Source organism: Paraburkholderia sp. RL17-347-BIC-D (assembly GCF_046027915.1).
In the GTDB taxonomy this organism is placed as follows: domain Bacteria; phylum Pseudomonadota; class Gammaproteobacteria; order Burkholderiales; family Burkholderiaceae; genus Paraburkholderia.
The window spans coordinates 80,384-106,199 of record NZ_JARESS010000024.1 but is presented as its reverse complement, the minus strand read 5'-3'; the positions used below and the strand labels follow the sequence as shown (position 1 = coordinate 106,199).

At 63.9% G+C, this 25,816-nt stretch carries 24 protein-coding genes and 1 tRNA gene; 10 read left to right on the top strand and 15 right to left on the bottom strand.

Annotated elements, in window-relative coordinates; genetic code table 11:
* Positions 1–197: 197 nt before the first annotated feature.
* The 6 genes from P0D96_RS28195 to P0D96_RS28170 form a co-directional block, all read right to left on the bottom strand.
* Positions 198–274 (bottom strand) — tRNA-Val (locus P0D96_RS28195).
* A 119-nt stretch (positions 275–393) separates the two neighbouring features.
* Positions 394–2,637, bottom strand: coding sequence for a RelA/SpoT family protein (locus P0D96_RS28190; protein ID WP_408180050.1), 2,244 nt, complete (start codon positions 2,635–2,637; stop codon positions 394–396).
* 57 nt (positions 2,638–2,694) lie between these two features.
* Positions 2,695–3,048 carry a RidA family protein gene (locus tag P0D96_RS28185; protein ID WP_310814448.1) on the bottom strand — a complete coding sequence of 118 codons (354 nt, stop codon included), beginning with the start codon at positions 3,046–3,048 and terminating at the stop codon, positions 2,695–2,697.
* Positions 3,049–3,131: 83 nt separating this feature from the next.
* Positions 3,132–4,046: an alpha/beta fold hydrolase gene (locus P0D96_RS28180; protein WP_408316699.1), complete on the bottom strand. Its 915-nt coding sequence runs from the start codon at positions 4,044–4,046 to the stop codon at positions 3,132–3,134.
* A gap of 285 nt (positions 4,047–4,331) precedes the next feature.
* A complete protein-coding gene (locus P0D96_RS28175; RefSeq protein ID WP_132373694.1) occupies positions 4,332–4,973 on the bottom strand; it encodes a CoA transferase subunit B in 642 nt (213 codons plus the stop codon).
* A gap of 2 nt (positions 4,974–4,975) precedes the next feature.
* The gene (locus P0D96_RS28170; RefSeq protein ID WP_028200192.1) at positions 4,976–5,680 is read right to left on the bottom strand and encodes a CoA transferase subunit A; all 705 of its coding nucleotides are present in this window, start codon (positions 5,678–5,680) and stop codon (positions 4,976–4,978) included.
* Between the two features lie 244 nt (positions 5,681–5,924).
* Here P0D96_RS28170 and P0D96_RS28165 point away from each other — a divergent pair, with 244 nt between their 5' ends.
* On the top strand, positions 5,925–6,470 hold the full coding sequence (locus tag P0D96_RS28165; RefSeq protein ID WP_132373693.1) for a LuxR C-terminal-related transcriptional regulator: 546 nt from the start codon (positions 5,925–5,927) through the stop codon (positions 6,468–6,470).
* A gap of 45 nt (positions 6,471–6,515) precedes the next feature.
* On the opposite strand, the gene P0D96_RS28160 is transcribed toward P0D96_RS28165, so the two are convergent.
* A complete protein-coding gene (locus tag P0D96_RS28160; RefSeq protein WP_132373692.1) occupies positions 6,516–6,947 on the bottom strand; it encodes an acyl-CoA thioesterase in 432 nt (143 codons plus the stop codon).
* Positions 6,948–7,133: 186 nt separating this feature from the next.
* Complete coding sequence (locus P0D96_RS28155; protein ID WP_132373691.1) at positions 7,134–7,910, bottom strand: SDR family oxidoreductase; 777 nt, start codon at positions 7,908–7,910, stop codon at positions 7,134–7,136.
* Positions 7,911–8,097: 187 nt separating this feature from the next.
* Here P0D96_RS28155 and P0D96_RS28150 point away from each other — a divergent pair, with 187 nt between their 5' ends.
* Positions 8,098–9,771 carry an electron transfer flavoprotein-ubiquinone oxidoreductase gene (locus P0D96_RS28150; protein ID WP_408316697.1) on the top strand — a complete coding sequence of 558 codons (1,674 nt, stop codon included), beginning with the start codon at positions 8,098–8,100 and terminating at the stop codon, positions 9,769–9,771.
* Positions 9,772–9,834: 63 nt separating this feature from the next.
* On the opposite strand, the gene P0D96_RS28145 is transcribed toward P0D96_RS28150, so the two are convergent.
* The 4 genes from P0D96_RS28145 to P0D96_RS28130 all read right to left on the bottom strand — a co-directional run bounded on the left by P0D96_RS28145 (position 9,835) and on the right by P0D96_RS28130 (position 15,528).
* Complete coding sequence (locus P0D96_RS28145) at positions 9,835–11,313, bottom strand: tetratricopeptide repeat protein (protein WP_408180609.1); 1,479 nt, start codon at positions 11,311–11,313, stop codon at positions 9,835–9,837.
* A gap of 53 nt (positions 11,314–11,366) precedes the next feature.
* Positions 11,367–12,467, bottom strand: coding sequence for a chorismate synthase (gene aroC, locus P0D96_RS28140; RefSeq protein ID WP_408180610.1), 1,101 nt, complete (start codon positions 12,465–12,467; stop codon positions 11,367–11,369).
* A gap of 381 nt (positions 12,468–12,848) precedes the next feature.
* Positions 12,849–14,786, bottom strand: coding sequence for an MFS transporter (locus P0D96_RS28135; protein WP_408180611.1), 1,938 nt, complete (start codon positions 14,784–14,786; stop codon positions 12,849–12,851).
* Positions 14,787–15,066: 280 nt separating this feature from the next.
* Positions 15,067–15,528, bottom strand: a complete 462-nt coding sequence (locus P0D96_RS28130) for a CBS domain-containing protein (protein ID WP_132373686.1) — start codon at positions 15,526–15,528, stop codon at positions 15,067–15,069.
* Positions 15,529–15,768: 240 nt separating this feature from the next.
* Here P0D96_RS28130 and P0D96_RS28125 point away from each other — a divergent pair, with 240 nt between their 5' ends.
* The 3 genes from P0D96_RS28125 to P0D96_RS28115 all read left to right on the top strand — a co-directional run bounded on the left by P0D96_RS28125 (position 15,769) and on the right by P0D96_RS28115 (position 18,469).
* Entirely contained in the window at positions 15,769–17,139 is a 1,371-nt protein-coding gene (locus P0D96_RS28125) for an O-acetylhomoserine aminocarboxypropyltransferase (protein ID WP_408180612.1), read from the top strand.
* On the top strand, positions 17,136–17,969 hold the full coding sequence (locus P0D96_RS28120) for an alpha/beta fold hydrolase (protein WP_408180613.1): 834 nt from the start codon (positions 17,136–17,138) through the stop codon (positions 17,967–17,969). Before P0D96_RS28125 ends, P0D96_RS28120 begins: the two co-directional genes overlap by 4 nt.
* A 179-nt stretch (positions 17,970–18,148) precedes the next feature.
* Positions 18,149–18,469: an Mpo1-like protein gene (locus P0D96_RS28115; protein ID WP_012433756.1), complete on the top strand. Its 321-nt coding sequence runs from the start codon at positions 18,149–18,151 to the stop codon at positions 18,467–18,469.
* Between the two features lie 44 nt (positions 18,470–18,513).
* On the opposite strand, the gene P0D96_RS28110 is transcribed toward P0D96_RS28115, so the two are convergent.
* Positions 18,514–19,827: a YihY family inner membrane protein gene (locus tag P0D96_RS28110; RefSeq protein ID WP_408180614.1), complete on the bottom strand. Its 1,314-nt coding sequence runs from the start codon at positions 19,825–19,827 to the stop codon at positions 18,514–18,516.
* A 121-nt stretch (positions 19,828–19,948) separates the two neighbouring features.
* Between P0D96_RS28110 and wrbA the strand changes: the two genes are divergently transcribed.
* The 5 genes from wrbA (at position 19,949) to P0D96_RS28085 (ending at position 24,282) form a co-directional block, all read left to right on the top strand.
* Positions 19,949–20,551 carry an NAD(P)H:quinone oxidoreductase gene (gene wrbA / locus P0D96_RS28105; protein WP_408316693.1) on the top strand — a complete coding sequence of 201 codons (603 nt, stop codon included), beginning with the start codon at positions 19,949–19,951 and terminating at the stop codon, positions 20,549–20,551.
* Positions 20,548–21,036 (top strand): DUF2069 domain-containing protein, encoded by a 489-nt coding sequence (locus tag P0D96_RS28100; RefSeq protein ID WP_408316691.1) that lies wholly within the window; start codon positions 20,548–20,550, stop codon positions 21,034–21,036. The genes wrbA and P0D96_RS28100 overlap by 4 nt, the downstream gene beginning before the upstream one ends.
* A 54-nt stretch (positions 21,037–21,090) precedes the next feature.
* Positions 21,091–22,509, top strand: coding sequence for an FAD-binding oxidoreductase (locus P0D96_RS28095; protein ID WP_408316689.1), 1,419 nt, complete (start codon positions 21,091–21,093; stop codon positions 22,507–22,509).
* A 50-nt stretch (positions 22,510–22,559) separates the two neighbouring features.
* Entirely contained in the window at positions 22,560–23,366 is an 807-nt protein-coding gene (locus P0D96_RS28090; protein WP_408292356.1) for a metallophosphoesterase, read from the top strand.
* A 193-nt stretch (positions 23,367–23,559) separates the two neighbouring features.
* Positions 23,560–24,282 (top strand): SOS response-associated peptidase, encoded by a 723-nt coding sequence (locus P0D96_RS28085; protein ID WP_408292358.1) that lies wholly within the window; start codon positions 23,560–23,562, stop codon positions 24,280–24,282.
* A 95-nt stretch (positions 24,283–24,377) separates the two neighbouring features.
* Here P0D96_RS28085 and P0D96_RS28080 read toward each other — a convergent pair whose 3' ends face one another.
* Both P0D96_RS28080 and P0D96_RS28075 read right to left on the bottom strand, forming a co-directional pair.
* Positions 24,378–24,536 (bottom strand): hypothetical protein, encoded by a 159-nt coding sequence (locus tag P0D96_RS28080; RefSeq protein ID WP_165923807.1) that lies wholly within the window; start codon positions 24,534–24,536, stop codon positions 24,378–24,380.
* Between the two features lie 220 nt (positions 24,537–24,756).
* Complete coding sequence (locus P0D96_RS28075; RefSeq protein ID WP_132373679.1) at positions 24,757–25,695, bottom strand: LysR family transcriptional regulator; 939 nt, start codon at positions 25,693–25,695, stop codon at positions 24,757–24,759.
* Positions 25,696–25,816 lie beyond the last annotated feature (121 nt).

The window sequence follows — 25,816 nt, the reverse complement described above, 5'->3', positions numbered from 1 at the left end:
AAAAAAATGCGGCCCCACTTTCGAGGGGCCGCATTCACATTTCCTGCAAACTACATTGGCGAAAGTGGTCCTCGACTAGCGTCGCTCCGAAGTGGTTTCGGTCAACGTTCGCGGTGTCATAACCGTATTCGCCTTTTGCGCCAAAGGCGCTTGCTGCAGCTTGCGAAACCCCGGTAAAACCGGAATTTCTCTTTCGTTGGTAGGCTCGATTGGACTCGAACCAACGACCCCCACCATGTCAAGGTGGTGCTCTAACCAGCTGAGCTACGAGCCTGAAGAAACGAGATTATATGGAGCCCCACACTGCTTGGCAAGTACTTTTATGCACCGACTTTAAATTTCTACTCACGTCCAGCGGATACGTCGACGGGCCATGCGCGCGTCGCACACGCATCAACTCTTGCGTGAAGCGCGCACCACCCCTGTGACCTCGCCGAGCAACGTGCACGCGCGCTGAATCTGCGCCGCACTCGACACCTCGACGGTAAATTGCATGAACGCAGCGTTACGGCGCGTCTGCGTCTTCACGCCGATCACATTCATCTTTTCGCGCGCGAACACTTCGGAAATATCGCGCAGCAAACCCTGCCGATCCGTTGCGTCGATCGAAAGATCGACGGGATAAACCGACTGGCCGCGGCCGCTCATCACCTCCGCCGACCAAGCCGTTTGCAACACGCGCTCCGGCGCCCGGTCGGCCATGCGCAGGAACGTCGGGCAATCGCTGCGGTGAATCGACATGCCTTTACCGCGCGTGACAAAGCCGCAGATATCGTCGGGCGGCGCAGGCCGGCAACAGCGCGCGAGTTGCGTGAGCAACGCATCGACACCGACCACCAGCACACCCGTGGACGCGCCGCGCGCCACGCTCGCGCCGCTGCTACGCTTCTCGAATTGCTCCGGCGCTTCGACCACGGGTTCCGGCGGCGGCGCATCGTGCAGCGCCTGCTCGACGAGCCGCAAACTGAATTCTTCCTTGCCCACTACCGAGAAAAGATCGTCGGTAGTCTTGAAGCCGAGCTTGGCCGCAAGCTGATCGAGATTGACCGAGGTCTTGCCTTCGCGCTGCAAGGTCTTTTCGACCATCGCGCGGCCGCTCGCGATATGTTCCTGCACTTCGACCGCGTTGAACCACGCGCGCACCTTCTGCCGCGCGCGCGGACTTTGCAGATAGCCGAGTTGCGGGTTGAGCCAGTCGCGCGACGGCCCACCCTCCTTCACCGCGACGATCTCGACTGTCTGACCGTTTTGCAAAGGCGTGTTGAGCGGCACCATCGCGCCATCGACGCGCGCGCCACGGCAACGATGTCCCAACTCGCTGTGCAAGTGATAAGCAAAATCCACGGGCGTCGCGCCATGCGGCAACGGAATCACCCGTGCCTGCGGCGTCAACACATAGATGTGGTCGTCGTCGAGTGTGGCCTGGCGCAGTTGCTCCCACGGCTGCGCCGCGCGCTTCTCGCCATGCTCACCCTCGGAGACTTCGTCTTTCCACGCGAGCAGTTGACGCAGCCACGCGATTTTCTCGTCGTACTTCTCGTTGGCGGCGAACTGGCCGCCGTAACCACGCGTGCCGGCTTCCTTGTAGCGCCAATGCGCAGCCACGCCGTATTCGGCGAACTGATGCATTTCCTGCGTACGGATCTGCACTTCGAACGCGCGGCCGTCGTCGCCGATCACCACCGTGTGCAGCGACTTGTAGCCATTCGGCTTCGGCCGCGAGATGTAATCGTCGAACTCTTTCGGCACCGGCTGCCACAGGTTGTGCACGATGCCAAGCACCGTGTAGCAATCCTTGATGTCCGGCACGATCACCCGAAATGCACGCACGTCATAGAGCTCGGCGAAGTCCAGCTCCTTGCCGCGCATCTTGCGCCAGATGCTGTAGATGTGTTTCGGCCGGCCGCTCACTTCAGCGCGAATATGCGCCGCGGCCAATTCCTTTTGCAAGCGTTCGATAGCCTGCGCGACATAGCTCTCGCGCTCGACGCGTTTCTCGTCGAGCAGCTTGGCAATGCGCTTATAAGTAACCGGCTCTTCGAAGCGCAGCGCGAGATCCTCGAGCTCCCACTTCAACTGCCAGATGCCCAGACGGTTGGCGAGCGGCGCATAGATATCGAGCGTCTCGCGCGCCACGTCCGGTGAAGGCGTGATTTTCGCCGCCGCGTAGTAACGCAGCGATTGCAGGCGCGACGCAAGCCGGATCAGCACCACCCGAATATCCTGAGCGAAGGCGAGCAGCATCTTGCGCAACGCCTCGACCTGCGCGCGGCGCGCAGCTTGCGCATCGCGGCCGGCTTCGGGCATGGCGTTCTGCGCGGCACGCAAGCTCACGGTGCCGAGACGCAACAACTTGCGCACGTCGCCGACCAGTTGCGCGACTTCTTCGCCGAAGTTGTCGGCGATCACGCGCTCCGGGTCTTGCAGATGCGGCGTCAACGCAAACAACGCCGCCGCCAGTACCGCTGGCGGATCGACGTTGAGCGTGCGCATGATCGACGCCGTACCCGCCGCGTGATCCGCCAGCATTTCGCCCGACGACAGCCGCACCTCGCCCGCATGTTCGCGCACGAACGCCATCGCTTCATCGAAAGAAGGAAGTGGGTTCGGCGTGCTCGTAACAGTTTCGGTATTCATGGTGCGACGGCCCACCGGGCCAGACGATTCAACGGAATTTCAACAACACGTGCCCGCTTAGCTGCGCTGTGCAGCGACCACGCAGATTTCGACCAGGCACTTCGGATTGGCGAGCTTCGCTTCGACGGTAGCGCGCGGCGGCGTGGCGCCTTGCGCGACCCACTCGTCCCACACGGCGTTCATGCCGGCGAAATGCACCATGTCCGCGATGTAGATCTGCACCGACAGCAAATGCGACTTGTCGCTGTTCACTTCGCCCAGCAGACGGTCGATGTGGCCGAGCACTTCGCGCGTCTGACCCGTGATGTCCTGATCCGCGTCTTCGGCGATCTGGCCCGCGAGGTACACGGTGCCGTTGTGCACGGCGATTTCCGAGAGGCGCTTGCCGACGTGGTGACGAATGACTGCCATGACGAATCCTGAGTTGGTTTGAAAATTGATCGGAGATGCGTTCCGCATCGGGCCCCGTCAAGGACGCGGCGCGGAACTGCATATTATGACGCGTCGGCGGCCGGTCCGATAAAGAACTGCCTGGCGATGTCGATCTGATCGGCCGACAAAAACGCCGGCGCATGCCCAACGCCTGGGATTTCCGCACTCGACACGGCGCGCCCGGTCTCGACCATCTTCGCGACGGTTTCACGCGAGAGCAGATCGGATAGCTCGCCGCGCACCACCAGCACCGGCCCCTGGAACGACGCCAGCGAATGCCACAGCGCGGCCTCGCCGAGTTTGGACGCTTCCTCGGTGGCCGCGGTAAAGGGCTGCGCGATACGCGGGTCGTAACGGAACAGCCACTTGCCGCCCTGCTCGTGCAGAAGCGGCGTGTTGATCTCGCGCCACTCGTCCGGCGTGAGCGGGCCGAAAGTCTGTGCGAGCAAGGCCGCGTAGTCGATGCCTTGCTGCAGTGTTTCAAACTGCACCGGCTTGCCGAGATAGTCGCCGATGCGCTGCACCGCAGCCGGCTCCAGATGCGGACCGACATCGTTCAACAACATCTTGCGGATCGGCGTTTCCGGCAGACCGGCGAGCCCAAGCCCAATCAGGCCGCCCATCGACGTGCCGAACCAGTCGACTGTTTCGACATTCAGCCGCGCAATCAGCGTGACCATGTCGGCGACGTATTGCGGCACCATGTACAAGTTGGGGTTGGCCAGCCACGATGACAAGCCCCGCCCCGCGACATCCGGACACACCACGCGGTAAGTGCCGGCAAATTCCTCCGCGACGCGGTCGAAATCGCGCCCTGAGCGAGTCAAGCCGTGCACGCACAGCAGCACGCGCGGATTGGCCGGGTCGCCCCACTCGGTGTAGGCGATGCGGTGCAAGCCACCGGCGCTCGCGCACTGCACGTAGCGTTGACGCGGCGCGAGCCGCCCGGCGGTGGAAGCCGACGTGATTTCGGTCATCTGGGTTCCTTGCAAAAGCGCTGCGGATTTGGCTTGGGCACAGCAGGGATCGATATGCGTCCAATCTTCAAACGATTGTAAACCGCTTTGCCGCGCGGCAAGAGTCGGCCGAAAGGCATAGGACGCATCTGAACGAAGTGCTCCGCAGAAAACAAAACGGGCGAGACTCACGCCTCGCCCGCCTCGGAACCGCCTTGCGGCCGCCTTCCGCTCACACCAGCCGATCGGCCACACACCGGCCTCAACCAGCCTCAAACCGCTTCAGACGGCCTCATTGCACGCCATTTAACTCACTGCGCTCACATCGAGCGGCGCGCCCGTCTTCGCCTTGATTTCGTCGACGCTCACGCCCGGCGCCAATTCGGTCACCTTCAGCCCGTCGTCCGTGACGTCGATCACGCCGAGATCCGTAATGATCTGATCGACCACGCCCACGCCCGTAAGCGGCAGCGTGCATTCTTCGAGGATCTTGTGCTGGTCGCCCTTCGCGACGTGCTCCATCAGCACGACCACGCGCTTGACGCCCGCGACCAGATCCATCGCGCCGCCCATGCCCTTGATCATCTTGCCCGGGATCATCCAGTTGGCCAGATCGCCCTTCTTGCTGATCTGCATCGCGCCGAGAATCGCCAGATTGATGTGGCCGCCGCGAATCATCGCGAACGAATCCGCCGACGAAAAAATCGACGAGCCCGGCAGCGTGGTCACCGTCTGCTTGCCGGCGTTGATGAGGTCGGCGTCCACTTCCTCTTCGGTCGGCGACGGGCCGATGCCGAGCAAGCCGTTTTCCGACTGGAGCCACACTTCGACGCCCGGCGGCACGTGATTGGCCACCAGCGTCGGCAGGCCGATGCCGAGGTTCACATAAAAGCCGTCCTGCAATTCCTTCGCCGCGCGCGCGGCCATTTCGTCACGAGTCCATGCCATGATCAGTCTCCTTTCGCGCGGACGACGCGTTGTTCGATGCGTTTTTCCGGATGCGCATTCAACACGATGCGCTGCACGAAGATGCCAGGCGTATGGATCGCGTCCGGATCGAGTTCGCCCACTTCGACAATTTCCTCGACCTCGGCCACGGTGATCTTGCCGGCCATCGCGCACATCGGATTGAAGTTGCGCGCGGTGCGGCGATAGATCAGGTTGCCCGATTTGTCGGCCTTCCACGCCTTCACCAACGCGACGTCGGCCGTCAGCGAGTGTTCGAGCACGTAGTGGTTTTCGCCGAACTGGCGGGTTTCCTTACCTTCGGCAATCAGCGTGCCGTAGCCGGTATTGGTGAAGAACGCCGGAATGCCCGAACCGCCCGCGCGCAGCTTCTCGGCGAGCGTGCCTTGCGGCGTGAATTCGAGTTCGAGTTCGCCGGCCAGATACTGGCGCTCGAACTCCTTGTTCTCGCCGACATACGACGAGATCATCTTCTTGACCTGGCGTGTTTCGAGCAGCAGACCAAGGCCGAAGCCGTCGACGCCGGCATTGTTGCTGATGCAGGTGATGCCCTGCACCTTCGAATCGCGCAGTGCGCCGATCAGCGCCTCCGGAATGCCGCACAGCCCGAAGCCGCCGACGGCAAACGTCTGCCCGTCCTTGACGATGTCTTTCAGCGCCTCGGCGGCGCCTGGATAGACCTTGTTCATCAGTATGTCCCTTCCTTTATGGAAACCCGAATTCGGATCGTTGCGGCTGGTACGACGTTGCGCGGGCCTGAGCCCGACACGTCATTCTAGTCATCCCCGGCGGGCTGTGCGCCCAGGTTTCCCTGCGCATCGTGCAAATGCCCGCCGCGGACAGCTTCGCCGCGTTGTCATGTGCTCGAAAGAGTACGCTGGGCGCGCCATGCGGCACAATACGCAAAAATACATAAGTACTTGCCGCCAGCCCATGCCCGCACTGGATTACCAAACCGCGTTCCACCTCGCTCCGATCGGACTCGTGCTGTCGCGCGAACGGATTATCGAAGACTGTAATGACGAGCTCGCGTCGATTTTCGGCTGCACGCGCGAATCGCTGCTCGGCCAGTCGTTCCAGGTGCTGTATCCGTCGACGGACGAATTCGAGCGGATCGGCGCGCGGATTCCGCCGATCATGACGGCGCAAGGCAGCTACGCGGACGACCGCATCATGAAGCGGGCCAACGGGGAATTGTTCTGGTGCCACGTGACGGGCCGCGCGCAGGAACGCGCCGACCCGCACGCCGCGGGCGTCTGGACCTTCGAGGACTTGAGCGCGACGCGCCGCGTGGCGGTCGAACTGACGCCGCGCGAACGCGAAATCGCCGCGCAACTGGTGACGGGGAAAACCAGCAAGCAGATTGGCCGCGTGCTGGATATCAGCCCGCGTACGGTCGATGTCTACCGGGCGCGGCTGATGCGCAAATACGATACGGGGAACGCGACGGAGCTATTGCAGCGCCTGCTCGGGCATTGAAGCCGCCGCCAGGCAAGCACGCGGGACTCGCCTATCTATCGCCGCTCAGGCCGCCTTGACCAGCGCGGCACGCTCGATGGTTTCGCGCAGCATGTCCGGCACGGGGACCGACTTGCCGGCCGCGTAATCGATCCATACGCAGCGCGCGGCGCCGCGCGCATAGACGGTGTTGGGATCGTCGGCGCGCACCAGCTCGAAACCCGTGTCGAAGCTGCTGCGGCCGGGCGTGGCCACCGTCATCCGGCCGATCACGTCGCCGGGATAATGCAGTTGCTTGAGAAACTCCATCGACGCATTGACGATCACCGGCCCTTGGCCGTCGGCGTTGCTGCCGGCCAGCCCCAGCTGTTCGAACCAGGAAATCCGCACCTGCTCCATGTAGCGGAAATAGACCGTGTTGTTCACATGGCCGAAGGCGTCCATGTCGCCCCAGCGGATCGGCATCGACATCTCGAAAACTGCGTGAAAATCGCTCATCGTACTTCTTTATCGGATTGAAACCAGGTTGAAGCCGGCGCGTGACCCGGCGTAGAGACAAACATCAACATAGCGCGCGCCTTCAGGCGCAGGAAAGGCCGGAGCGCGTAAAACAGTTTCTTCGAACGGACGCTAATCCGGCGGGCACGACCTAAAACCGCGAGCGCCGGCTGCGCCGTCTTGCGCTCAGGAGAGCCCGAATCCGTCGTCGGCGGCAATCACCGAGCCGTTGATGAACTGCGATTCGTCGGCGGCCAGCAGCAGCAGGAGTCCGTCCAGATCCTCCGGTTTGCCGACGCGGTGACGCGGCAGCATCGACACGAGCTTCTGCCCTTGCTCCGTCGACCAGTGATGGTGGTTGATCTCCGTGTCGATATAGCCCGGGCAGATCGCGTTCACGTTGATGCCGTGTTTGCCCCACTCCAGCGCCATGGCTTTCGTCATATGCACGACAGCCGCCTTGCTGATCGAATACAGGCCGATCTGCGGCAGCACGCGCAAGCCGGCCATCGACGCGATATTGATGATCCGGTACGACGGTTTCTGCGCGTTGTTGCCGCGCATGATCATGCGTTTGGCGACTTCCTGGGCGACGAAGAACGCGCCGCGCGTGTTGGTATCGAACACGTATTCGAAGTCGGCGGGGGTGACCTCCGAGAGCTTCTGCGTGGTCGACACGCCCGAATTGTTCACAAGGATGTCGATCGTGCCGGCCTCGGTTTCCGCATGGGCGACGGCCGACTTGATGCTCTGGTAGTCGGTCACGTCGAGCGAAACGACGTGCGCCGCGCCGCCGGACGCCTCGATCTCGGCGCGCAATTCCTTCAGACGCTCGGTCCGCCGGCTCGCCAGTACGACCTTGGCGCCCGCCTGCGACAACACTTGAGCAAAGCGCTTTCCCAACCCGCTCGAGGCGCCGGTGATCAGCGCAACCTTGCCTTCCAGATTGATCGAACGGCCCATTGTCGTTCCTTGTTCGGTTGTTGTTACAGATGCGATTGACGGGTGCGGTAAGACCGTCACTACGGGTCATACCGTATCATAGAAATAGAACGATCGTGCTAATCTGTGCTCATCTGGTTGCAGTGCGGGTGTGCATCGCCCACAATACGAACCCGAAAAAAGCATTCTAACGGTAAGAGGAGCATCAATGACCCCCGCAAGTCTCATTGAGCAATACGGTCCACGCGAGTCGATGGAATACGACGTCGTGATCGTCGGCGGCGGCCCGGCTGGCCTGTCCGCGGCGATCCGCCTGAAGCAGTTGGCGGCGGAAAAAGGCGTCGAGCTTGGCGTGTGCGTACTGGAAAAAGGCTCGGAGATCGGGGCGCATATCCTGTCGGGCGCGGTGATGGATCCGCGCGCGATCAACGAACTGATTCCGGACTGGAAGGAAAAAGGCGCGCCGCTGACGGTGGACGTGACCGAAGACAAATTCCTGTTCCTCACCGAAACCGGTTCGAAGAGCGTGCCGACCTGGGCGCTGCCGGACAATTTCAAGAATCACGGCAATTATGTGATCAGTCTCGCGAATGTCACGCGCTGGCTCGGTCAGCAGGCTGAGACGCTGGGTGTCGAGATTTTCCCGGGCTTTCCGGCTGCTGAAATCCTCTACAACGATGACGGCTCGGTTAAAGGTGTCGCGACCGGCAATCTCGGTATCGGCAAGGACGGCGAGCCGACCGAGAACTTCCAGCTCGGCATGGAACTGCACGCGAAATACACGCTGTTCTGCGAAGGCGCGCGTGGGCACCTCGGCCGCCAGCTGAACGACAAATTCAAGCTGCGCGAAGGCGCCGATCCGCAGGTCTACGGGATCGGCATCAAGGAACTGTGGGAAATCGATCCGGCGAAGCACAAGCCGGGTCTGGTGATGCACACCGCCGGCTGGCCGCTGGAGAACGACACCTACGGCGGCTCGTTCCTCTATCACATGGATAACAACCAGGTGGTGGTGGGTTTCGTGGTGGGCCTCGGCTACACGAATCCGTACCTGTCGCCGTTCGAGGAATTCCAGCGCTACAAGACGCATCCGGCGATCCGCGCGGTGCTCGAAGGTGGCAAGCGTGTGTCATATGGCGCGCGGGCGATTACCGCCGGCGGCCTGATGTCGTTGCCGAAGCTGGTGTTCCCCGGTGGCGCGCTGGTCGGCGACGATGCGGGCTTCCTTAACGCATCGCGGATCAAGGGTTCGCATGCGGCGATCAAGACCGGCATGCTGGCCGCTGAAGCGGCGTTCGACGCCGTGCAGGCTGGGCGTCAGAACGATGAACTGACGGCGTATCCGGAGAGCTTCAAGACCTCGTGGCTGCACACCGAACTGCATCGCGCGCGCAACTTCAAGCAGTGGATGAGCAAGGGCCTGTACCTCGGCACGCTGATGGTCGGCATCGAGCAGAAGCTGCTGGGCGGCAATGTGCCGTGGACGCTGCATCACCAGCATTCGGATCACGAAATGCTGAAGCCCGCATCGCAGTGCAAGCCGATCACGTATCCGAAGCCGGATGGCAAGCTCACGTTCGACCGGTTGTCCTCGGTGTTCATCTCGAACACGAATCACGAGGAAAACCAGCCGGCTCACCTGACGCTGAAAGATCCGTCGGTGCCGGTGAATGTGAACTGGCAGACCTATGCCGGTCCGGAATCGCGTTATTGCCCGGCAGCGGTGTACGAGTTCGTGAAAAACGACGACGGCAGCGAGCGCCTCGTGATCAACGCGCAGAACTGCGTGCACTGCAAGACCTGCGATATCAAGGACCCGACGCAGAACATCGTGTGGGTCACGCCTGAAGGTGGCGGCGGTCCGAACTATCCGAACATGTGATCGATGCTTCACTTGCCTTCGCAGCGCCTGCTTCTGAATGCTCGCGCTGTGAAGGCAAAAAACTCAGCGCCGCCCCACCGCTTCAATCCGCTCGCGCACCTTCGCCACAACGGGCGCCCAGTCGCCGACGCGCGGCTGTCGAACCAGTTCAACCGAGTCGTACCACGCCGTCTCCGGCGAGCCATCGCCCCAAAACCAGGCGGACACGTGATCGATCATCAAGCAGGTCGGCACGCCGAGCGCTCCCGCCAGGTGCGCGGGCCCGCTGTCGATCGTAACCACCATATCCAGATTCGTCTGCAACGCCGCGACATCGTCGAAGCCGGACTGAAAATGATGCGTCAGATCCACGACGCCGAGACCCTTGGCGCGCCACTGCGCAACCGTCTCCCCGCGCCCCGGCGACAACGCAAAATAGCTCACGCCAGGCACGTTCAACAGCGGTTCGATTTGCTCGACAGGCACCGAACGCCGCATGTCGCGAACATGGTCCGGATTGCCGTTCCACACCAGCCCGACCTTGCGATTGCCTTGCCTGCCGGCCGTGTGCGCTTCGACTCGTTCGCGCCATGTCTGCTCACGCGCTGGATCAGCGCTTAAGTACGGCGCGCCCCATCCCGTTGCGCCGAAAATCCCGAGCCGCAGCGGCAGGCTCATCAGCCCGCAGTGAAAATCCGGCTGTGTCTCCAGGCTCGTTTCGAGAGGCAAATCGGCGGGCAGCATCCGTTCGAATAAATGCCGCAAGGGTCCGTCATGGCCGAAAATCACCCGGCCGCCCTCGCGCCGCGCCCGCTCGGCCAGCAGCGGCAGAAAGCGCACCGCCCAGAGGCAATCGCCATTGCCTTGCTCGCCGTAGACCACCAACGTTTTGCCCGCAAGCGATTCGCCCTGCCAATGCGCGCTGATCGCCGCGAGCGCCTGCTGCGCGTTATTCAGTTCGCCTGCGGCAAACGCGATGCGCGACTCGTAATGCGCCCAGCCTTCGACAAAGCGTCCGCTGCGAATCTCGAGTTCCGACAGATCGAACAATGCATGGGCATTATCCGGCGAGAGCGTCAGGACTTGCCGCAGCAACGCCTCGGCCTCGCCGAACCGCGCCTGCTCCTTGATGCACAACGCCAGCTTGTGAAGCGCCACCGGATTGCCGGGAACGACACGCACCGCTTCACGCAACAGCGCCTCGGCCGTGGCGAAGTCGTCGCGTTGCTGAACGGCCGCCGCGCGCCAGATCAGCGCGTTGGCGTCTTCGGCATCGCGCGAGAGCAGCAGGCTGGTGGCCGAGTCGACCAGCGGCCAGTCGCGTAGCACGAAGGCCGTTTGCGCAATCGTATGCAGCAGCGTGGGTTCGCAGGAAGGATCGAGTTGATAGGCGCGCACCAGTGCAGCAAGTGCCTCGCGCTGGTTCGCCTTGTCACGGCCGGCGTGTTGCAACAGCGCCTGACCGAACGCCAGGCAATCGCCGGCGGCGGCATCGGGCGCGGCGGCACGCGCACGCAGGCCCGCGAGGTGGCTCGCTGACGGCCCGAAATTGAGATCGGTCATAGAGACGGCACTGCTCACGCAGAACAGGTACAGAGACGCCTGAAACAGGCCCGTTAAGGCGCGCTCGCCGCGATCTTCGGCGTGCTGACGGCGACGTCGCCGCATTGCGCGCGATGGCGCAGCGCATGGTCGATCAGCACCAGCGCGAGCATGGATTCGGCGATCGGCGTGGCGCGAATGCCGACGCACGGGTCATGCCGTCCGAACGTTTCGACGATGACCGGTTGCCCCGCCTTGTCGATCGAGCGGCGCGGCGTGCGAATGCTCGAAGTCGGTTTGATCGCGATCGACACCGTCACGTCCTGTCCGGTCGAAATACCGCCGAGCACACCGCCCGCGTGATTGCCGACGAAGCCCTCCGGCGTCAATTCGTCGCCATGCACCGAACCGCGTTGCGCGACGCTGGCGAAGCCCGCGCCAATCTCGACGCCCTTCACCGCGTTGATGCCCATCATGGCGTGCGCAATGTCCGCGTCGAGACGGTCGAACAGCGGCTCGCCGAGGCCGACCGGCACGCCGGACGCCACAACGTTGATGCGCGCGCCGATCGAGTCGCCTTCCTTGCGCAGCGCGTCCATATACGCTTCGAGTTGCGGCACGATCTCCGCGTTGGGCGCAAAAAACGGGTTCTCGCGCACGTGCACCCAGTCGACGAACGGCACGTCGATCTCGCCGAGCGCGGCCATATAACCGCGAATCTCGGTGCCGAACTTCTCGCGCAGCCACTTCTTGGCGACCGCGCCCGCGGCCACCGTCGGCGCCGTAAGACGTGCCGATGAACGGCCGCCGCCACGGTAGTCGCGGATGCCGTATTTCTGCCAGTAGGTGTAGTCGGCATGGCCCGGGCGGAACGTGTCGGCGATATTGCCGTAGTCTTTGCTGCGCTGGTCCGTGTTGCGGATCATGAGCGCGATCGGCGCGCCGGTGGTCTGGCCTTCGAACACGCCCGACAGGATCTCGACCTTGTCTTCTTCCTGGCGCTGCGTGACGTGGCGCGACGTGCCGGGCTTGCGGCGGTCGAGTTCGAACTGGATGTCGGCTTCGCTGAGCGCCATGCCCGGCGGGCAGCCGTCGATCACGCAGCCGATAGCGGGGCCGTGCGATTCGCCGAAGGTCGTGACAGTGAAAAGCGTACCGAGCGTGTTGCCGGACATGGGCGTCGTCCAAAGAAATGCGGGGAAAGCAGTATTATGCCAGCCTCGTGGCGGCTGGACCGCGCCGCGCGGTCGTTTTGGCCCATCGGCCAGGGTGTGCATGTGCGGCCGCTTCCTGACGGATCACCCGGCTTGTCAGGACGTACGCTGTGTCGGGTAGGAATAGTCACCCAAGACGCTTGCGTCGCCTGTCGTCGGATCAGGCACGCAGCTGGCGGGTGCGCAAAACATCGCAAGGCGGGGAACTTCCGCGCCGATATTGCGCACCGCCTGCCCTGGCCCGCGCGGTCATGCCGCCACCTTTCGCAAGCTCTCTCTGCCCGTGCGGTCACGTTTTCGTTTCCCGTGCTGCCGCTACCGAGCTTCAGCGCCCTTGCCGCGCTACTTCCGCGCCCCGCGCAACTCGGTGACGATGTCCTGCAGCTTTTCAGGTGTCGCCAACGCCGGCTCGATCGGCTCGCCTACCGCCAGCGTGAGACGGCTCATGACGCCCTTATGGATCGGCCGCGGCCAGCGCGCGTCGTTGGCGCGCGAAAACACGCTGCCCCACAGGCCGCGCAGCGCCATCGGAATGACCGGCGCCGGCGTGCGCCGGATGATCTCGGTCACGCCGTGACGGAACGGATTCATGTCGCCGGTTCGGGTGAGCTTGCCTTCCGGAAAGATGCAAACCAGTTCGCCTTCGGCAAGCGCCTGCGCGCAGCGCTCATAGGCGCGCGTCAGCATCTGCGCATCCTGATGCGCCGGCGCGATCGGAATCGCCTTCGCGTGACGGAACACCCAGCCGGCGAACGGCGTCTTGAAGATCTCGTGGTCCATCACGAAACGGATCGGCCGCGGGCTCTCGGCCATGATGACGATCGCGTCCACGAAACTCACGTGGTTGCACACGAGCACGGCCGCGCCCTCTTCCGGAATCCGCTCGGCATGCACGAGGCGAATCCGGTAGAACGTGTGCACCAGCACCCAGGCGATGAAGCGCAGCAGAAATTCCGGCACGAGCGAGTAGATGTAGGTCGCCACGACGATATTGAGCAGCGCGGTGACGAGGAAAATCGCCGGAATGCTGAAGCCCGCCGAGGTCAGGGCGACGGCCATCAGCGACGAAACGATCATGAACAGCGAGTTCAGAATATTGTTCGCCGCGATGATGCGCGCACGGTGGCTCGGCTGGCTGCGGCTCTGGATCAGCGCATACAACGGCACGCTGTAGAGGCCGCCGAACATGGCGAGCAGGAACAGATCGGCCAGCACGCGCCAGTGGGCCGGCCGCACGATGAACTCGCCGACGCTCAGCAGATGCCCCGGCAGCGGCAGCGCGTGGCTCGCGAAAAACAGATCGATCGCGAACACGCTCATGCCGATCGAGCCGAGCGGCACGAGGCCGATTTCGATGCGCCGCTTCGAGAGCTTTTCGCACATCAGCGAGCCAAGGCCGATGCCGATCGAGAAGGTGCCGAGCAGGACGGTCACGACGTCCGGATCGGCGGACAGCACATTTTTCGCGAAGCTGAAAAACGACGACAGGAAGATCGCGCCGACGAACCACAGCCAGGAAATGCCGAGCAGACTCAGAAACACGGTGCGGTTTTCGTGTGCCAGCTTGAGGTTGCGCCACGTTTCGCTGACCGGATTCCAGTTGATGCGCAGATCGGCTTGCGGCGCCGGCGTGAGCGGCACGAAGCTCGACACCGCGCGCCCTACAACCGCGATCGCGACGCACGCGCAGGCGAGCACCACTGCGCCGTGTTCGACGAAACCGGCGCCCACGCCGCCGACGATCGTGCCGATCAGGATCGCCACGAAGGTGCCCATTTCGACCATGCCGTTACCGCCGACCAGTTCCGCCTTCGACAGATGCTGCGGCAGGTACGAGTATTTGACCGGTCCGAACACGGTGGAATGGACGCCCATGAGAAACGTGCACAGGTACAAAAGCGGCGCGCTATGCAGCCAGAAACCCGCGCCGCCGATCAGCATCACCACGATTTCGAAGCTCTTGACGAAGCGCGTGAGCATCGCCTTGTCGTACTTGTCGGCGATCTGGCCGGAGGTGGCCGACAGCAGCACAAACGGCAGAATGAAGATGGCCGAGATCAGGAACGCTGCCGTTTTCGGATCGACTCCGGAAAAGCGCGCCGCCTGATACGTGACGAGCGACGTGAAGCCGATCTTGAACACGTTGTCGTTCATCGCGCCGAGGAACTGGGTCCAGAAAAACGGCGCGAAGCGACGCTGGCCGAGCAGCCGGAACTGGGATTCGTGCGCTTCTTGTTGACGGGCGGCGCGGCGGGCGGCAGGTAACGGACGATCGCTCATGAAGTTCCGTGAACAGGCTAGAAGAACGACAAAGAAGTAAGCTCCATGCGCGGTTTCGCGCGCGGGCGGGTCAGCGGGCAGCACCCGGCGCCGGACTGCAAAGCGATCACGCAAGCTCGCACCGGCTTTGACATCAAGCCAGCCCAAGAACTGGATACAAAGCAGGACATGAGGCCAAACCCAGCGCCGGACACAAAAAAAGCGCACGCTTTCGCGCGCGCCTTGACTGCCTCTTCGCGCTCACAGCAACGGCTAGCGCGTCGCAGTGAATCGCCGCGCATTAACGCGCCGGCTGCTGGTCCTGCTGTTCTTCCGGCCAGTCGCGGATATATGCCTTGAGCATGCGGTTTTCGAAACCCTGCTCTTCGACCACCGCCTTGGCGACGTCGTAGAACGAGATCACACCCATCAGCGTGCGGCTTTCCATCACCGGGAGATAACGCACGTGATGTTCGAGCATCATGCGGCGGACTTCGTTGACATCCGTTTCCGGCGTGCAGGTGAGCGGATGGTCGTCCATGACCTTGCGGATCGTGGAGGTGCCGACGCTGCCGCCGTTCTCGCTCAGCGTCAGAATGATTTCGCGAAACGTCAGCATGCCGACGAGGTCGCCGTATTCCATCACCACCAGCGAGCCGATGTCGTGCTCGGCCATGGCATTGACTGCGTCGTGCAGCGTGGTATCCGGCGTGACCGTGAATAGGGTGTTGCCTTTGACTTTGAGGATGTCGCTGACTCGCATGATTTGTCTCCCGTAATGCCCGCTAAGCTGGTAATGCATCGATGTTTTTCGATCCTAGCGGAAAGACCCATAAAAGGAAAGCGGCCCGCCCACCAAGGCGCAGCGGGCGTTCGCAGGTTCGAACCCGTAATTCCGAGCGTACGCGCATCGGGAAAACCGCGCTTGAAGCGCCGCATGCCGGTGATAGGATGGCCGCCACTTTCACCTTTCGCGAGGCCGTCCGTGGCCCCGCCGCCCAGCATGTCCGCGAACCGTTTCGACACGCTTGCGCTGCACGCCGGCGCTGCTCCCGACCCGACAACCGGCGCGCGCGCCACGCCGATTTACCAGACTACCTCGTTTTCGTTCCGCGACTCGGACCACGCCGCGGCGCTCTTCAATATGGAGCGCGCCGGTCACGTCTATTCACGCATCTCGAATCCGACCGTGGCCGTGTTCGAGGAACGCGTCGCCGCGCTGGAAAACGGCGCGGGCGCGATCGGCACGGCGAGCGGCCAGGCGGCCTTGCATCTGGCCATCGCCACGCTAATGGGCGCCGGCTCGCATATCGTTGCCTCCAGCGCGCTGTACGGCGGCTCGCACAATCTGCTGCACTACACCTTGCGGCGCTTCGGTATCGAGACGACCTTCGTCAAGCCCGGCGACCTCGACGCGTGGCGCGCCGCGCTGCGCCCGAACACGCGGCTGCTGTTCGGCGAGACGCTCGGCAATCCGGGCCTCGACGTGCTCGATATCGCCGCCGTGGCGCAGATCGCGCATGAGCATCGCGTGCCTCTGCTAGTCGACTCGACCTTCACCACGCCTTATCTGCTCAAACCGTTCGAACACGGCGCGGACTTCGTCTATCACTCGGCCACCAAATTTCTCGGCGGCCACGGCACGACGATCGGCGGCGTGCTGGTGGACGGCGGCACCTTCGACTTCGAAGCCTCCGGGCGCTTCCCCGAATTCACCGAGCCATACGACGGCTTTCACGGCATGGTATTCAGCGAGGAAAGCACCGTCGCGCCGTTCCTCCTGCGAGCGCGCCGCGAAGGCCTGCGCGACTTCGGCGCATGCCTGCATCCGCAGGCCGCGTGGCAACTGCTGCAAGGCATCGAGACGCTGCCTTTGCGGATGGAACGGCACGTCGCCAATACGCGCCGCGTGGTCGAATTTCTCGCCGGTCACGCGGCGGTCGAATCCGTCGCCTACCCGGAGTTGCCGACGCACCCGGACCACGCGCTCGCGAAACGCTTGCTGCCGCGCGGCGCCGGCGCGGTGTTCAGCTTCAATCTGCGCGGCGACCGCGCCGCCGGACGCAGCTTCATCGAAGCGCTCGCGCTGTTCTCGCATCTCGCGAACGTGGGCGACGCGCGCTCGCTGGTGATTCATCCCGCATCGACCACGCACTTTCGCATGGATGCCGCCGCGCTCGCCGCGGCCGGCATTGCTGAAGGCACGATCCGCCTCTCGATCGGCCTCGAAGATCCCGAAGATCTGATCGACGACCTCAAGCGCGCGCTGAAGGCCGCGCAGAAAGCGAGCGGTTCGGGCGCGCCGCGCGGTGGCGCACCCGGTGTATCCGGTGCATCCGGCACGGCGGCCCAACCTCGCCCGGAGTCCGCATGATCCTCACTGTTCAAGGCAAACCCGCCTACGCCTACACCGGCGGCAAACCGTTCGATGCGAGCCTGCCGACCGCTGTCTTCATCCACGGCGCCGAGCACGATCACAGCGTGTGGGCGCTGCAAACCCGCTACTTCGCGCATCACGGCTTTAGCGTGCTGGCCGTGGATCTGCCCGGCCACTGCCGCAGCGCGGGCCCGGCTCTGACCACGGTGCCCGCCATGGCCGACTGGCTCGCCGCGCTGCTCGACGCCGCCGGCGTGCAACGCGCTTTCGTGGCCGGCCACAGCATGGGCTCGCTGATCGCGCTCGACTTCGCCGGCCGCTATCCGGAGCGGGCAACCCACTTCGCCCTGCTCGCCACGGCGATACCGATGGCCGTCTCCGACGCTTTGCTCGACGCCGCCTTGCACCGTGAGCCCGAAGCGATCGGCATGGTCAACGAGTGGTCGCATTCGACCTTCGCAGCCAAACCCTCCTGCCCCGGCCCCGGCTTCTGGCTGCACGGCATGAACCAGCGCTTGATGGAGCGTGTCTCGGCAAGCGGCGAGCCAAACCTGTTCCACACCGACTTCGCCGCTTGCAACAGCTACGCGGACGGCCTCGCCCGCGCCGCGCAGGTTCGCTGTGCGGCACGCCTGATTGTCGGCCGGCGCGATGCGATGACACCGCCGCGCGCGGCCAAAGCGCTTGCTGGCGCCTTGGCGCAAGCCGGTGTGCCGGTCGACACGGTCACGCTCGAAGCAGGCCACGCGCTCATGACCGAGCAACCGGACGCCACGCTCGACGCCCTCTTCAGCTTCGCTTCCGGTGCGCCTCGCGAGATCCGATAAACGTTGCGAGTCGTCACGATAGCCGCGTGAGGAGCGGCGCGCCATCGGCCAAACGGCCAGGTTGCGCGCGTCGCCCGATAGCCGCACAATGGATCAAGCCTGTCCTGCTTCGAGCGCGTGTGTCTGGCCTGTTGGCGCGCACGTTTAAGCATCGAGAAGCGTCGCAATCGGAGGCCGTGATGGCTCAAACCGCGCACACCGATCACTTCGCGAGTTTCGCGGAGTTCTATCCGTACTACCTGAGCGAGCATCGCAACACGGTCTCGCGGCGGCTGCATTTCGTGGGATCGCTCGGCGTGATCGGCTGTCTCGCCATGGCGCTCGCCACCGGCGACTGGCTATGGTTGCCCGCTGCCGTGATCTGCGGATACGGCTTTGCCTGGGTCGGGCATTTCTTCTTCGAGAAGAACCGGCCGGCTACCTTCCGACATCCGCTGTATAGCCTGATGGGCGACTGGGTGATGTTCAAGGACATCTGCGTCGGGAAGATTTCGTTGTAGCGATGCGGTAGTTTCAGCGCCGACCAGTACGCACTCCGCGCGACTCAAGCCGCCTGATGCGGCATGGAAGGCGTACCGGATTCGCTCTGCTCGGCACGCGCCGCGCGTGCGGCCGCGCGCGCCGCCAGCAACGCGGCGAGTGTGACTTTCAGCTTGTCGTTTTCCAGCGCCGCCAGCAACATCTGCCCATCCACGCGGGTGGACGCCAGTTGGAGCTGATACTCGAGTTCCGCGCGGTCGATCACGAACAGCGCGAACAGGCGCTCCACCGTGATTTGCGCCGGATTCGCCAGCAGGAGGAAATGCGGACGCATGCCATCCTCCTGCAAGCGCGCGATCCACTCGATCTCTTCGAGCTTTTGCAGCAGGTTGATCGTGGTGTCCATATCGCGACGAAGCATCCGCGAAAGCTCGGGCACGGTATAGCCGCGCTTGCCTGCTTCACGCGCTTCCGAGAGCCGTGCGAGCAGTTCGAGCGAGTCAAACAGATTGCTGCCCTCGAAAGTGGGCCGGTGAAACTGGCCGATACGAATGGCCGGCAACGCGGACGCGATCATCGCGCCCGCGAGCGTAATGAACCAGCACAGGTACATCCACACCAGGAACAGCGGCACGGCCGCGAATGCGCCGTACACCGCGGTGTAGGTCGGAATGCGCCGTACGTAGTACCCGAAGCCGCGCTTCGCCAGTTCGAAGGCGATCGCCGCGGTCACGCCGCCGATCACCGCGTCGCGCCACTCCACCCGGCAATTCGGCAGGTAGACGTAGAGAATCGTGAAGGCGAGCGCCGTGAGCGGCAGCGCGGCGCCGGTGAGCGCCCACTCGATGACCGGCGTCATGCGTTGCGCCGCCGTAAAGGTCATGGATTGCGTGAACAGGTACGATGAAATCGACAAACTCACGCCGATCAGAATCGGCCCGAGCGTGATGATCGCCCAATACACCAGAATGCGCTGCGCGATCGGCCGCGCCTTGCGCACGCGCCAGATCACGTTGAAGGCGGATTCGACCGTCATCATCGTCATCACGGCGGTGACGAACAGAAAAATCATACCGATGGTCGTGAGGCCCTTCGCCTTCGAAGCAAACTGGTTCAGATAGTTGAAGATCTGACTGTTGAGCTGCGCGGGCATCAGATGGTCGGCAAGAAAAATCTGCAGCGACATCTGGAACGAAGCAAAGATCGGAAACGCGGTGAACAGCGCGAACGCAACCGTGGCGAGCGGCACGAGCGAGAGCATGGTGGTGAACGTGAGGCTGCCGGCCACCTGCGGAATGCGGTCTTCGCTGCTGCGCTGCGCGGCAAATTGCGCGAGCCGTTTGAGCGTGTCGAGATCGAAACGCACCCTGGACAACAAACCCCACCTCCTTGCTTCGTGTACCGGTGTTTCAGGACCGCGCGCGAGACCTGGCCGAACGGCTATGGGTGGCCTGTAGAGCGGACCCAGCCCCTATAATACCCGTTCACCGATGAGGCCTATGAAAGACATTCTCGTGCTCTATTACAGCCGTCACGGCGCCACGCGCGAGCTCGCGCTGGCGATCGCGCACGGCGTCGACAGCGTCCCCGGCATGCAGGCGCGCGTGCGTACCGTGCCGGCGGTGTCCACCGTCTGCGAAGCGACCCAGCCCGATATTCCCGCCGAGGGCCCGCCCTACGTCGAACTGCGCGACCTCGAGGAATGCGCCGGTCTGGCGCTCGGTTCGCCTACCCGCTTCGGCAACATGGCCGCGTCGCTCAAATACTTTCTCGACGGCACCACGCCGCAGTGGCTTTCCGGCGCGCTCTCCGGCAAACCCGCTTGCGTGTTCACGTCCACCGGCAGTTTGCACGGCGGCCAGGAATCGACGCTGCTTTCCATGATGCTGCCGCTTCTGCATCACGGCATGCTGATCGTCGGCATTCCGTACACGGAGAGCGCGCTGAGCACCACGCAAACCGGTGGCACTCCGTACGGCGCGTCGCATTTCGCGCGCGCGGGCAGCGCCGAACAAGGCATTTCCACGGACGAGAAGACGCTCGCCATCGCGCTCGGTGCACGCGTCGCGCGCACGGCGGCATCCATGAGCGAAAGGCCGTGAGCGAGCCGCACGCCCAACCGGCCGCCGCGTCTGACGCCGATACCGCAGCGCAGGCGCCCGTGACCACAGCCGCCATGCCCGTGCCGCGAAATCGCGCTGCCGCGTTCGGCGCCACCACTGCCCTGGTGGCGCTGATCGCCCTGTCCGTCGCGTGGGAATGGTGGCTCGCGCCGCTGCGTCCCGGCGGTTCGGCGCTCGTGCTCAAGGCTGTGCCGCTGCTGCTCCCGCTACCCGGCGTCTGGCGGCGCCGGCTCTATACGCTGCAATGGGCGTCGATGCTGATCCTGCTGTATTTTGCCGAAGGTATTGTGCGCGGCTGGAGCGACCGCGGGCTGAGCGCCGGTCTCGGCTGGCTGGAAGCCGCACTCTCTGTGGTCTTTTTCGTCTGCACGCTGGCCTACGTCGCGCCGTTCAAACGCGCGGCGAAGCGGGCTGCAAAACAGGCCGCCAACCAGCCCGCAAAGCAGCCCAACACCACCGGCTGACGAAAACGCTGCGCCTCACCTGACATTTCCGCCCGAATACGCTGACCGACCAACATGACCCAGACCGCTTTCCTCACCGCCTGCCGCGACGCCATCGGCGCCGCGCAGGTGCTGACCGATCCGCACGACACCGCCCCGTACCTGACCGACTGGCGCCGCCGCTACACCGGCGCGGCGTGCGCGGTGCTCTGCCCGGCCACGCCTGACGAAGTCGCGGCGCTCGTGAAGCTCGCCGTCGAACATCGCATCGCGCTGGTTCCGCAAGGCGGCAACACCGGACTCGCCGGCGGCGCCACGCCGGACGCAAGCGGCACGCAGGCGGTCATCAGCTTGCGGCGTCTGAACCGGGTGCGCGACATCGATCCGCACAACAATACGATCACGGTCGAAGCCGGCGTCATGCTCGCCGAAGTGCAGAAGCACGCCGACGAGGCCGGCCGCCTCTTCCCCTTGAGCCTCGCCGCCGAAGGCAGCTGCACGATCGGCGGCAATCTCGCCACCAACGCGGGCGGCACCGGCGTGCTCCGCTACGGCAATGCGCGCGAGTTGTGCCTCGGCCTCGAAGTGGTCACGCCGCAAGGCGAACTGTGGGACGGCCTGCGCGGACTGCGCAAGGACAATACCGGCTACGATCTGCGCGACCTGTTCATCGGCGCGGAGGGCACACTCGGCATCATCACCGCCGCCGTGCTCAAGTTGCATCCGCAACCGGCTGCGCGCGTCACGGCGCTCGCCGCGCTCGCTTCGCCGTACGCCGCGCTCGACTTTTTGTCGCTCACGCAGCGCATCGCCGGGCCGCTCCTGACCGGCTTCGAATTGATGTCGGATTTCTGCCTGCGCCTCGTCGGCCGGCATTTCGAGCAGATGCGCTATCCGTTCGCCGAGCCGCACGCGCAAGTCGTGCTGCTCGAACTGTCGGACAGCGAAAGCGAGGAGCATGCGCGCGGACTGTTCGAGTGTCTGATGGAAACAGCGCTCGAAGACGGCCTGGTGCAAGACGCGGTGGTCGCGGAAAATCTCAGCCAGTCGCGCGCGTTCTGGAATCTGCGCGAACACATTCCGCTCGCCCAGGCCGAGGAAGGCCTGAACATCAAGCACGATATCGCGGTGCCGATCTCGCGCATCGGCCACTTCATCGAGGAAACCGACGCGGCGATCGCGCAGGCCGTGCCCGGCGCGCGCATGGTGACGTTCGGCCATCTCGGCGACGGCAATCTGCATTACAACGTGCAGGCGCCCGAGGGCGGCGACGCTAAAACGTTCCTCGAGCAATACCAGAGCCCGATCAACCAGATCGTCTACGACAGCGTGCACCGGCATCGCGGCAGCATCAGCGCGGAACACGGGCTCGGCCAGTTGAAGATCGACGAGGCGATGCACTACAAGCAGGACGTCGAAGTGCAATTGATGCGCGCCGTCAAACGCGCGCTCGATCCGCTGAATCTGATGAATCCGGGCAAGGTGCTACGCTAGAGTCTGATGCTCCGCGCTCCCTTGCGGAGCCACTTCCAGGAGTTGTGGTCGTGAAGATTCGAGTGCTGTCCGATCTGCATCTGGAGAACGACGAGCCCGAGCTGATCCCGCATGCGCAGGCGGATCTGATCGTGCTGGCCGGCGACATCCACAATCACGCGGCCGGACCGCGCTGGGCCGCGCAGACTTTCGACGGCACCGTGCCGGTGGTTTACGTGCCCGGCAACCACGAGTACTACGACGGCGAGTTCAGCGCGCTTGACGCCGCGCTCTACGACGCGGCCGCGCAGGTCGATAACGTGCACGTGCTGAACAACGCCGCGCTGGTCGACCCGCAAGGCCGGTGGCGCGTGCTCGGCACGACCTTGTGGACCGACTTCGCGTTGTACGGGAACGACCCGGACACGCGCGCCGAATCGATCGAGGCGTCGCGCAAGGTCATGCTCGATTTCCGCGGGCTGATCCAGATGAACTGGCCGCACGACACCCACGACGCCACGCGCGATTTCACGCCCGACGACTCCCTCGCGCTGCACCGGCAAGCACGCGCCTGGCTGGAAGGCGAACTCGCCAGGCCGTTCGGCGGCAAGACGATCGTCGTCACGCATCACGCGCCGCATCGGCTGAGTCTCGCCGAGCGTTATGCGGAAGACCTCGTGTCGGCGGGCTTCGTCAATCACTTGCCGGACCTCGTGGGCCCGCCTGTCGCGCTGTGGATTCATGGGCACACGCATACGCCGTTCGACTACAACGTGAATGGCACGCGCGTGGTCTGCAATCCGCGCGGCTATCTCGACCGACGCACCGGCTTGCTGGAAAATCCGCTTTTCGCGTGGGATAAGGTTGTCGAGATCTAGCGGGCACTGAGGTGGGTTGGGTCGGCTTCGGCTTGAGTCGGCTTCGGCGCGGGTCGCTCAGCCGGGTCGGTCGGCTAGGGGCCGATCTGGGTAGCGGGCCGGCACGGCAGGCACTACGCTGTCGAGGTTGTCGAACCGCGGCCATCCAACCGCGGTTGTCGAAACCCAGGCCGGTCGCCTCCGGAGGTCGCTCATGTGTGGTCGAATCAGCCAGTATCGCGATCCGCATCTCTACGCCGAGCACCTCGGCCTCGCCGATCCGCTCATGCTCTTCGACGCCGTCGACCGCCGTCCCGGCTACAACCTCGCGCCCGGCACCCACCCGCTCGCCATCTATCCGGATCAGACGGTACACGCGGTCCACTGGGGCTATTGCCCGGACTGGGCACGCGAACAACATCTGCCGCAGACGATCAACGCGCGCGCGGACGCCGCGCCGAACGGGCGCTACTTCAAGGAACTGTGGAAAACCGGACGGGTAGTGGTGCCGGCGGACGGCTGGTTCGAGTGGCGCATGGAAACCGCGTCCGTGACCACCATCGCGGACAGCAAAGACAGACTAGACGAGCCGCCGATTCGCCAGCCCTACTTCGTGCATCTGAAGAGCGACTCGCCCATGTATCTCGCGGCGCTCTCGAGCGTGCGCGGCACCGAGCCGCAAATGGAAGGCATGGGAATGGTGATTGTGACGGCCATCGCCGACGCGGGCCTCGTCGACGTGCACGACCGCCGTCCGCTGGCATTCACGCCGGACGCGGCGCGGCGCTGGCTGGACCCGAAACTCCCGCTCGACGAACTCGAGCAGTTGACGCGCAGCGCGGGCTTGGCCGCCGGGCGCTTTCGCTGGCATCGGGTGAGCCACGACGTGGACCGCACGCTCAATGACGAGCCGGGTCTGATTGCAGCAGTGAACTGAATTTGAGCGCCAGATGTGCGCCCGGAACGTGCGTCACCCGCTACGCCCCAAGAACGGAAAACAGGCCGCCCGCCAAAGCGGCGCCACGCCAAGCCTCAGCGATCGCGCCGCTGCCCCTGCAAATCCGGGCGCTCGACCTTGACCGGCACCAGTTGCGGCTGCTGTTCGCGCAGGCGGCGGAGCAGATCGCGCGATGCGGCGATCCCGATCAAGCCCAACATGACGGCCACGCCGATCATCAGATGCGTATCCATGAATCCCTCGTCCTTCTGTCGTTGCGATGTGTAGCGATTTGCCGAACGGCGGCGAACTGCGCGCGTCCGGTGCAATACCGCAGCGCATGAACGACACGTTAGCAAATCGACCGCGCGGGAGAAGTAAGGAAATGTTGCGACGCGGCACTTATGTAACAGTGGCCCGTGCCGTCTGGCGGCAGCCCGTTGGCCATCGCCGGAACGCCCGCACGGCGCGGTGTCAGGTTCGCGCGAACTCGCGCAGTTCCTCCTGATCCGCGGCCAGCGTGACAGGTAGTTCCTCACGCAGGAACTCGACCCACGTGCGGATCTTGGCGTCCAGATACTGCCGGGACGGGTACAAGGCGTACAGATTCATTTCCTGCGACGTGTATTCCGGCAGCAGCCACACCAGTTCGCCGCTTCGCAAACCGCTAATTGCCGAGTAGATCGGAATCAGCCCGACGCCCATGCCGCTCGACACCGCCACCGCCATGGCTTCGGCCACGTTCACCTGGAACGTGGTCGCGCCGAGCGCGATGGTTTCCTCGCCGTTTGGGCCGTCGAAGGTCCATTTGTCGGTCGGGAACACCGGCGTGACCATTTGCAGACACGCATGGCGCGAGAGGTCGGCCGGCGTTTGCGGCACGCCGTGCCGCTCCAGATACGCAGGCGACGCGCACGCAATGCTGAACGCGCTGCCCAACCGCTGCGACACCAGCCCCGAATCCGGCAGACCGGTGGCGAGCGTGAGCGACACGTCGAAACCTTCGTCGAGCAGATCGGGCATGCGCTGCGCGAGCGTCAGTTCGATATGCACGTCCGGGTAGCGGTCCTGATAGCGGCCGACGGCCGGCACCACATAGTGCTGGCCAAAGCTCGTCATGGCGTGGACCTTCAGCTTGCCGGACGGGCGGGCGTGGGCGTCGCTCGCCTCGGCCTCCGCCTGATCCACGTACGCGAGGATCTGCTCGCAGCGCTGCAAATAACGCTCGCCGGCCTCGGTCAGCGCGATGCGGCGCGTGGTGCGGTTCAGGAGGCGCGTGCGCAGATGCGCTTCCAGATCAGACACCGCGCGCGACGCGTAGGCCGTGGTCGTGTTCAGATGCTGCGCGGCGCCCGTGAAGCTGCCCGCTTCGACGACGCGGACAAATACGCGCATGTTTTGAAGCGTATCCATAACTTTCCCTTGTGATCGGAAGCGATTGTTACACGATTCGCAAAGGCGATTGTCTCATATCCCGTAAAAATGCCTTGCATCTTTACCGGTTATTCCCCAATCAATCAAAAAATATAATGGC

Bases quoted from the DNA above. Each gene is read 5' to 3' on its own strand.
- P0D96_RS28125 (WP_408180612.1), top strand. From the start codon at position 15,769: ATGTCCGCGAACCGTTTCGACACGCTTGCGCTGCACGCCGGCGCTGCT.
- aroC (WP_408180610.1), bottom strand. From the start codon at position 12,467: ATGTCCGGCAACACGCTCGGTACGCTTTTCACTGTCACGACCTTCGGC.
- P0D96_RS28165 (WP_132373693.1), top strand. From the start codon at position 5,925: ATGCCCGCACTGGATTACCAAACCGCGTTCCACCTCGCTCCGATCGGA.
- P0D96_RS28145 (WP_408180609.1), bottom strand. From the start codon at position 11,313: ATGACCGATCTCAATTTCGGGCCGTCAGCGAGCCACCTCGCGGGCCTG.
- P0D96_RS28135 (WP_408180611.1), bottom strand. From the start codon at position 14,786: ATGAGCGATCGTCCGTTACCTGCCGCCCGCCGCGCCGCCCGTCAACAA.
- P0D96_RS28155 (WP_132373691.1), bottom strand. From the start codon at position 7,910: ATGGGCCGTTCGATCAATCTGGAAGGCAAGGTTGCGCTGATCACCGGC.
- P0D96_RS28160 (WP_132373692.1), bottom strand. From the start codon at position 6,947: ATGAGCGATTTTCACGCAGTTTTCGAGATGTCGATGCCGATCCGCTGG.
- P0D96_RS28150 (WP_408316697.1), top strand. From the start codon at position 8,098: ATGACCCCCGCAAGTCTCATTGAGCAATACGGTCCACGCGAGTCGATG.
- P0D96_RS28190 (WP_408180050.1), bottom strand. From the start codon at position 2,637: ATGAATACCGAAACTGTTACGAGCACGCCGAACCCACTTCCTTCTTTC.
- P0D96_RS28120 (WP_408180613.1), top strand. From the start codon at position 17,136: ATGATCCTCACTGTTCAAGGCAAACCCGCCTACGCCTACACCGGCGGC.
- P0D96_RS28095 (WP_408316689.1), top strand. From the start codon at position 21,091: ATGACCCAGACCGCTTTCCTCACCGCCTGCCGCGACGCCATCGGCGCC.
- P0D96_RS28080 (WP_165923807.1), bottom strand. From the start codon at position 24,536: ATGGATACGCATCTGATGATCGGCGTGGCCGTCATGTTGGGCTTGATC.
- P0D96_RS28185 (WP_310814448.1), bottom strand. From the start codon at position 3,048: ATGGCAGTCATTCGTCACCACGTCGGCAAGCGCCTCTCGGAAATCGCC.
- P0D96_RS28180 (WP_408316699.1), bottom strand. From the start codon at position 4,046: ATGACCGAAATCACGTCGGCTTCCACCGCCGGGCGGCTCGCGCCGCGT.
- P0D96_RS28115 (WP_012433756.1), top strand. From the start codon at position 18,149: ATGGCTCAAACCGCGCACACCGATCACTTCGCGAGTTTCGCGGAGTTC.
- P0D96_RS28175 (WP_132373694.1), bottom strand. From the start codon at position 4,973: ATGGCATGGACTCGTGACGAAATGGCCGCGCGCGCGGCGAAGGAATTG.
- P0D96_RS28085 (WP_408292358.1), top strand. From the start codon at position 23,560: ATGTGTGGTCGAATCAGCCAGTATCGCGATCCGCATCTCTACGCCGAG.
- P0D96_RS28075 (WP_132373679.1), bottom strand. From the start codon at position 25,695: ATGGATACGCTTCAAAACATGCGCGTATTTGTCCGCGTCGTCGAAGCG.
- P0D96_RS28170 (WP_028200192.1), bottom strand. From the start codon at position 5,680: ATGAACAAGGTCTATCCAGGCGCCGCCGAGGCGCTGAAAGACATCGTC.
- wrbA (WP_408316693.1), top strand. From the start codon at position 19,949: ATGAAAGACATTCTCGTGCTCTATTACAGCCGTCACGGCGCCACGCGC.
- P0D96_RS28130 (WP_132373686.1), bottom strand. From the start codon at position 15,528: ATGCGAGTCAGCGACATCCTCAAAGTCAAAGGCAACACCCTATTCACG.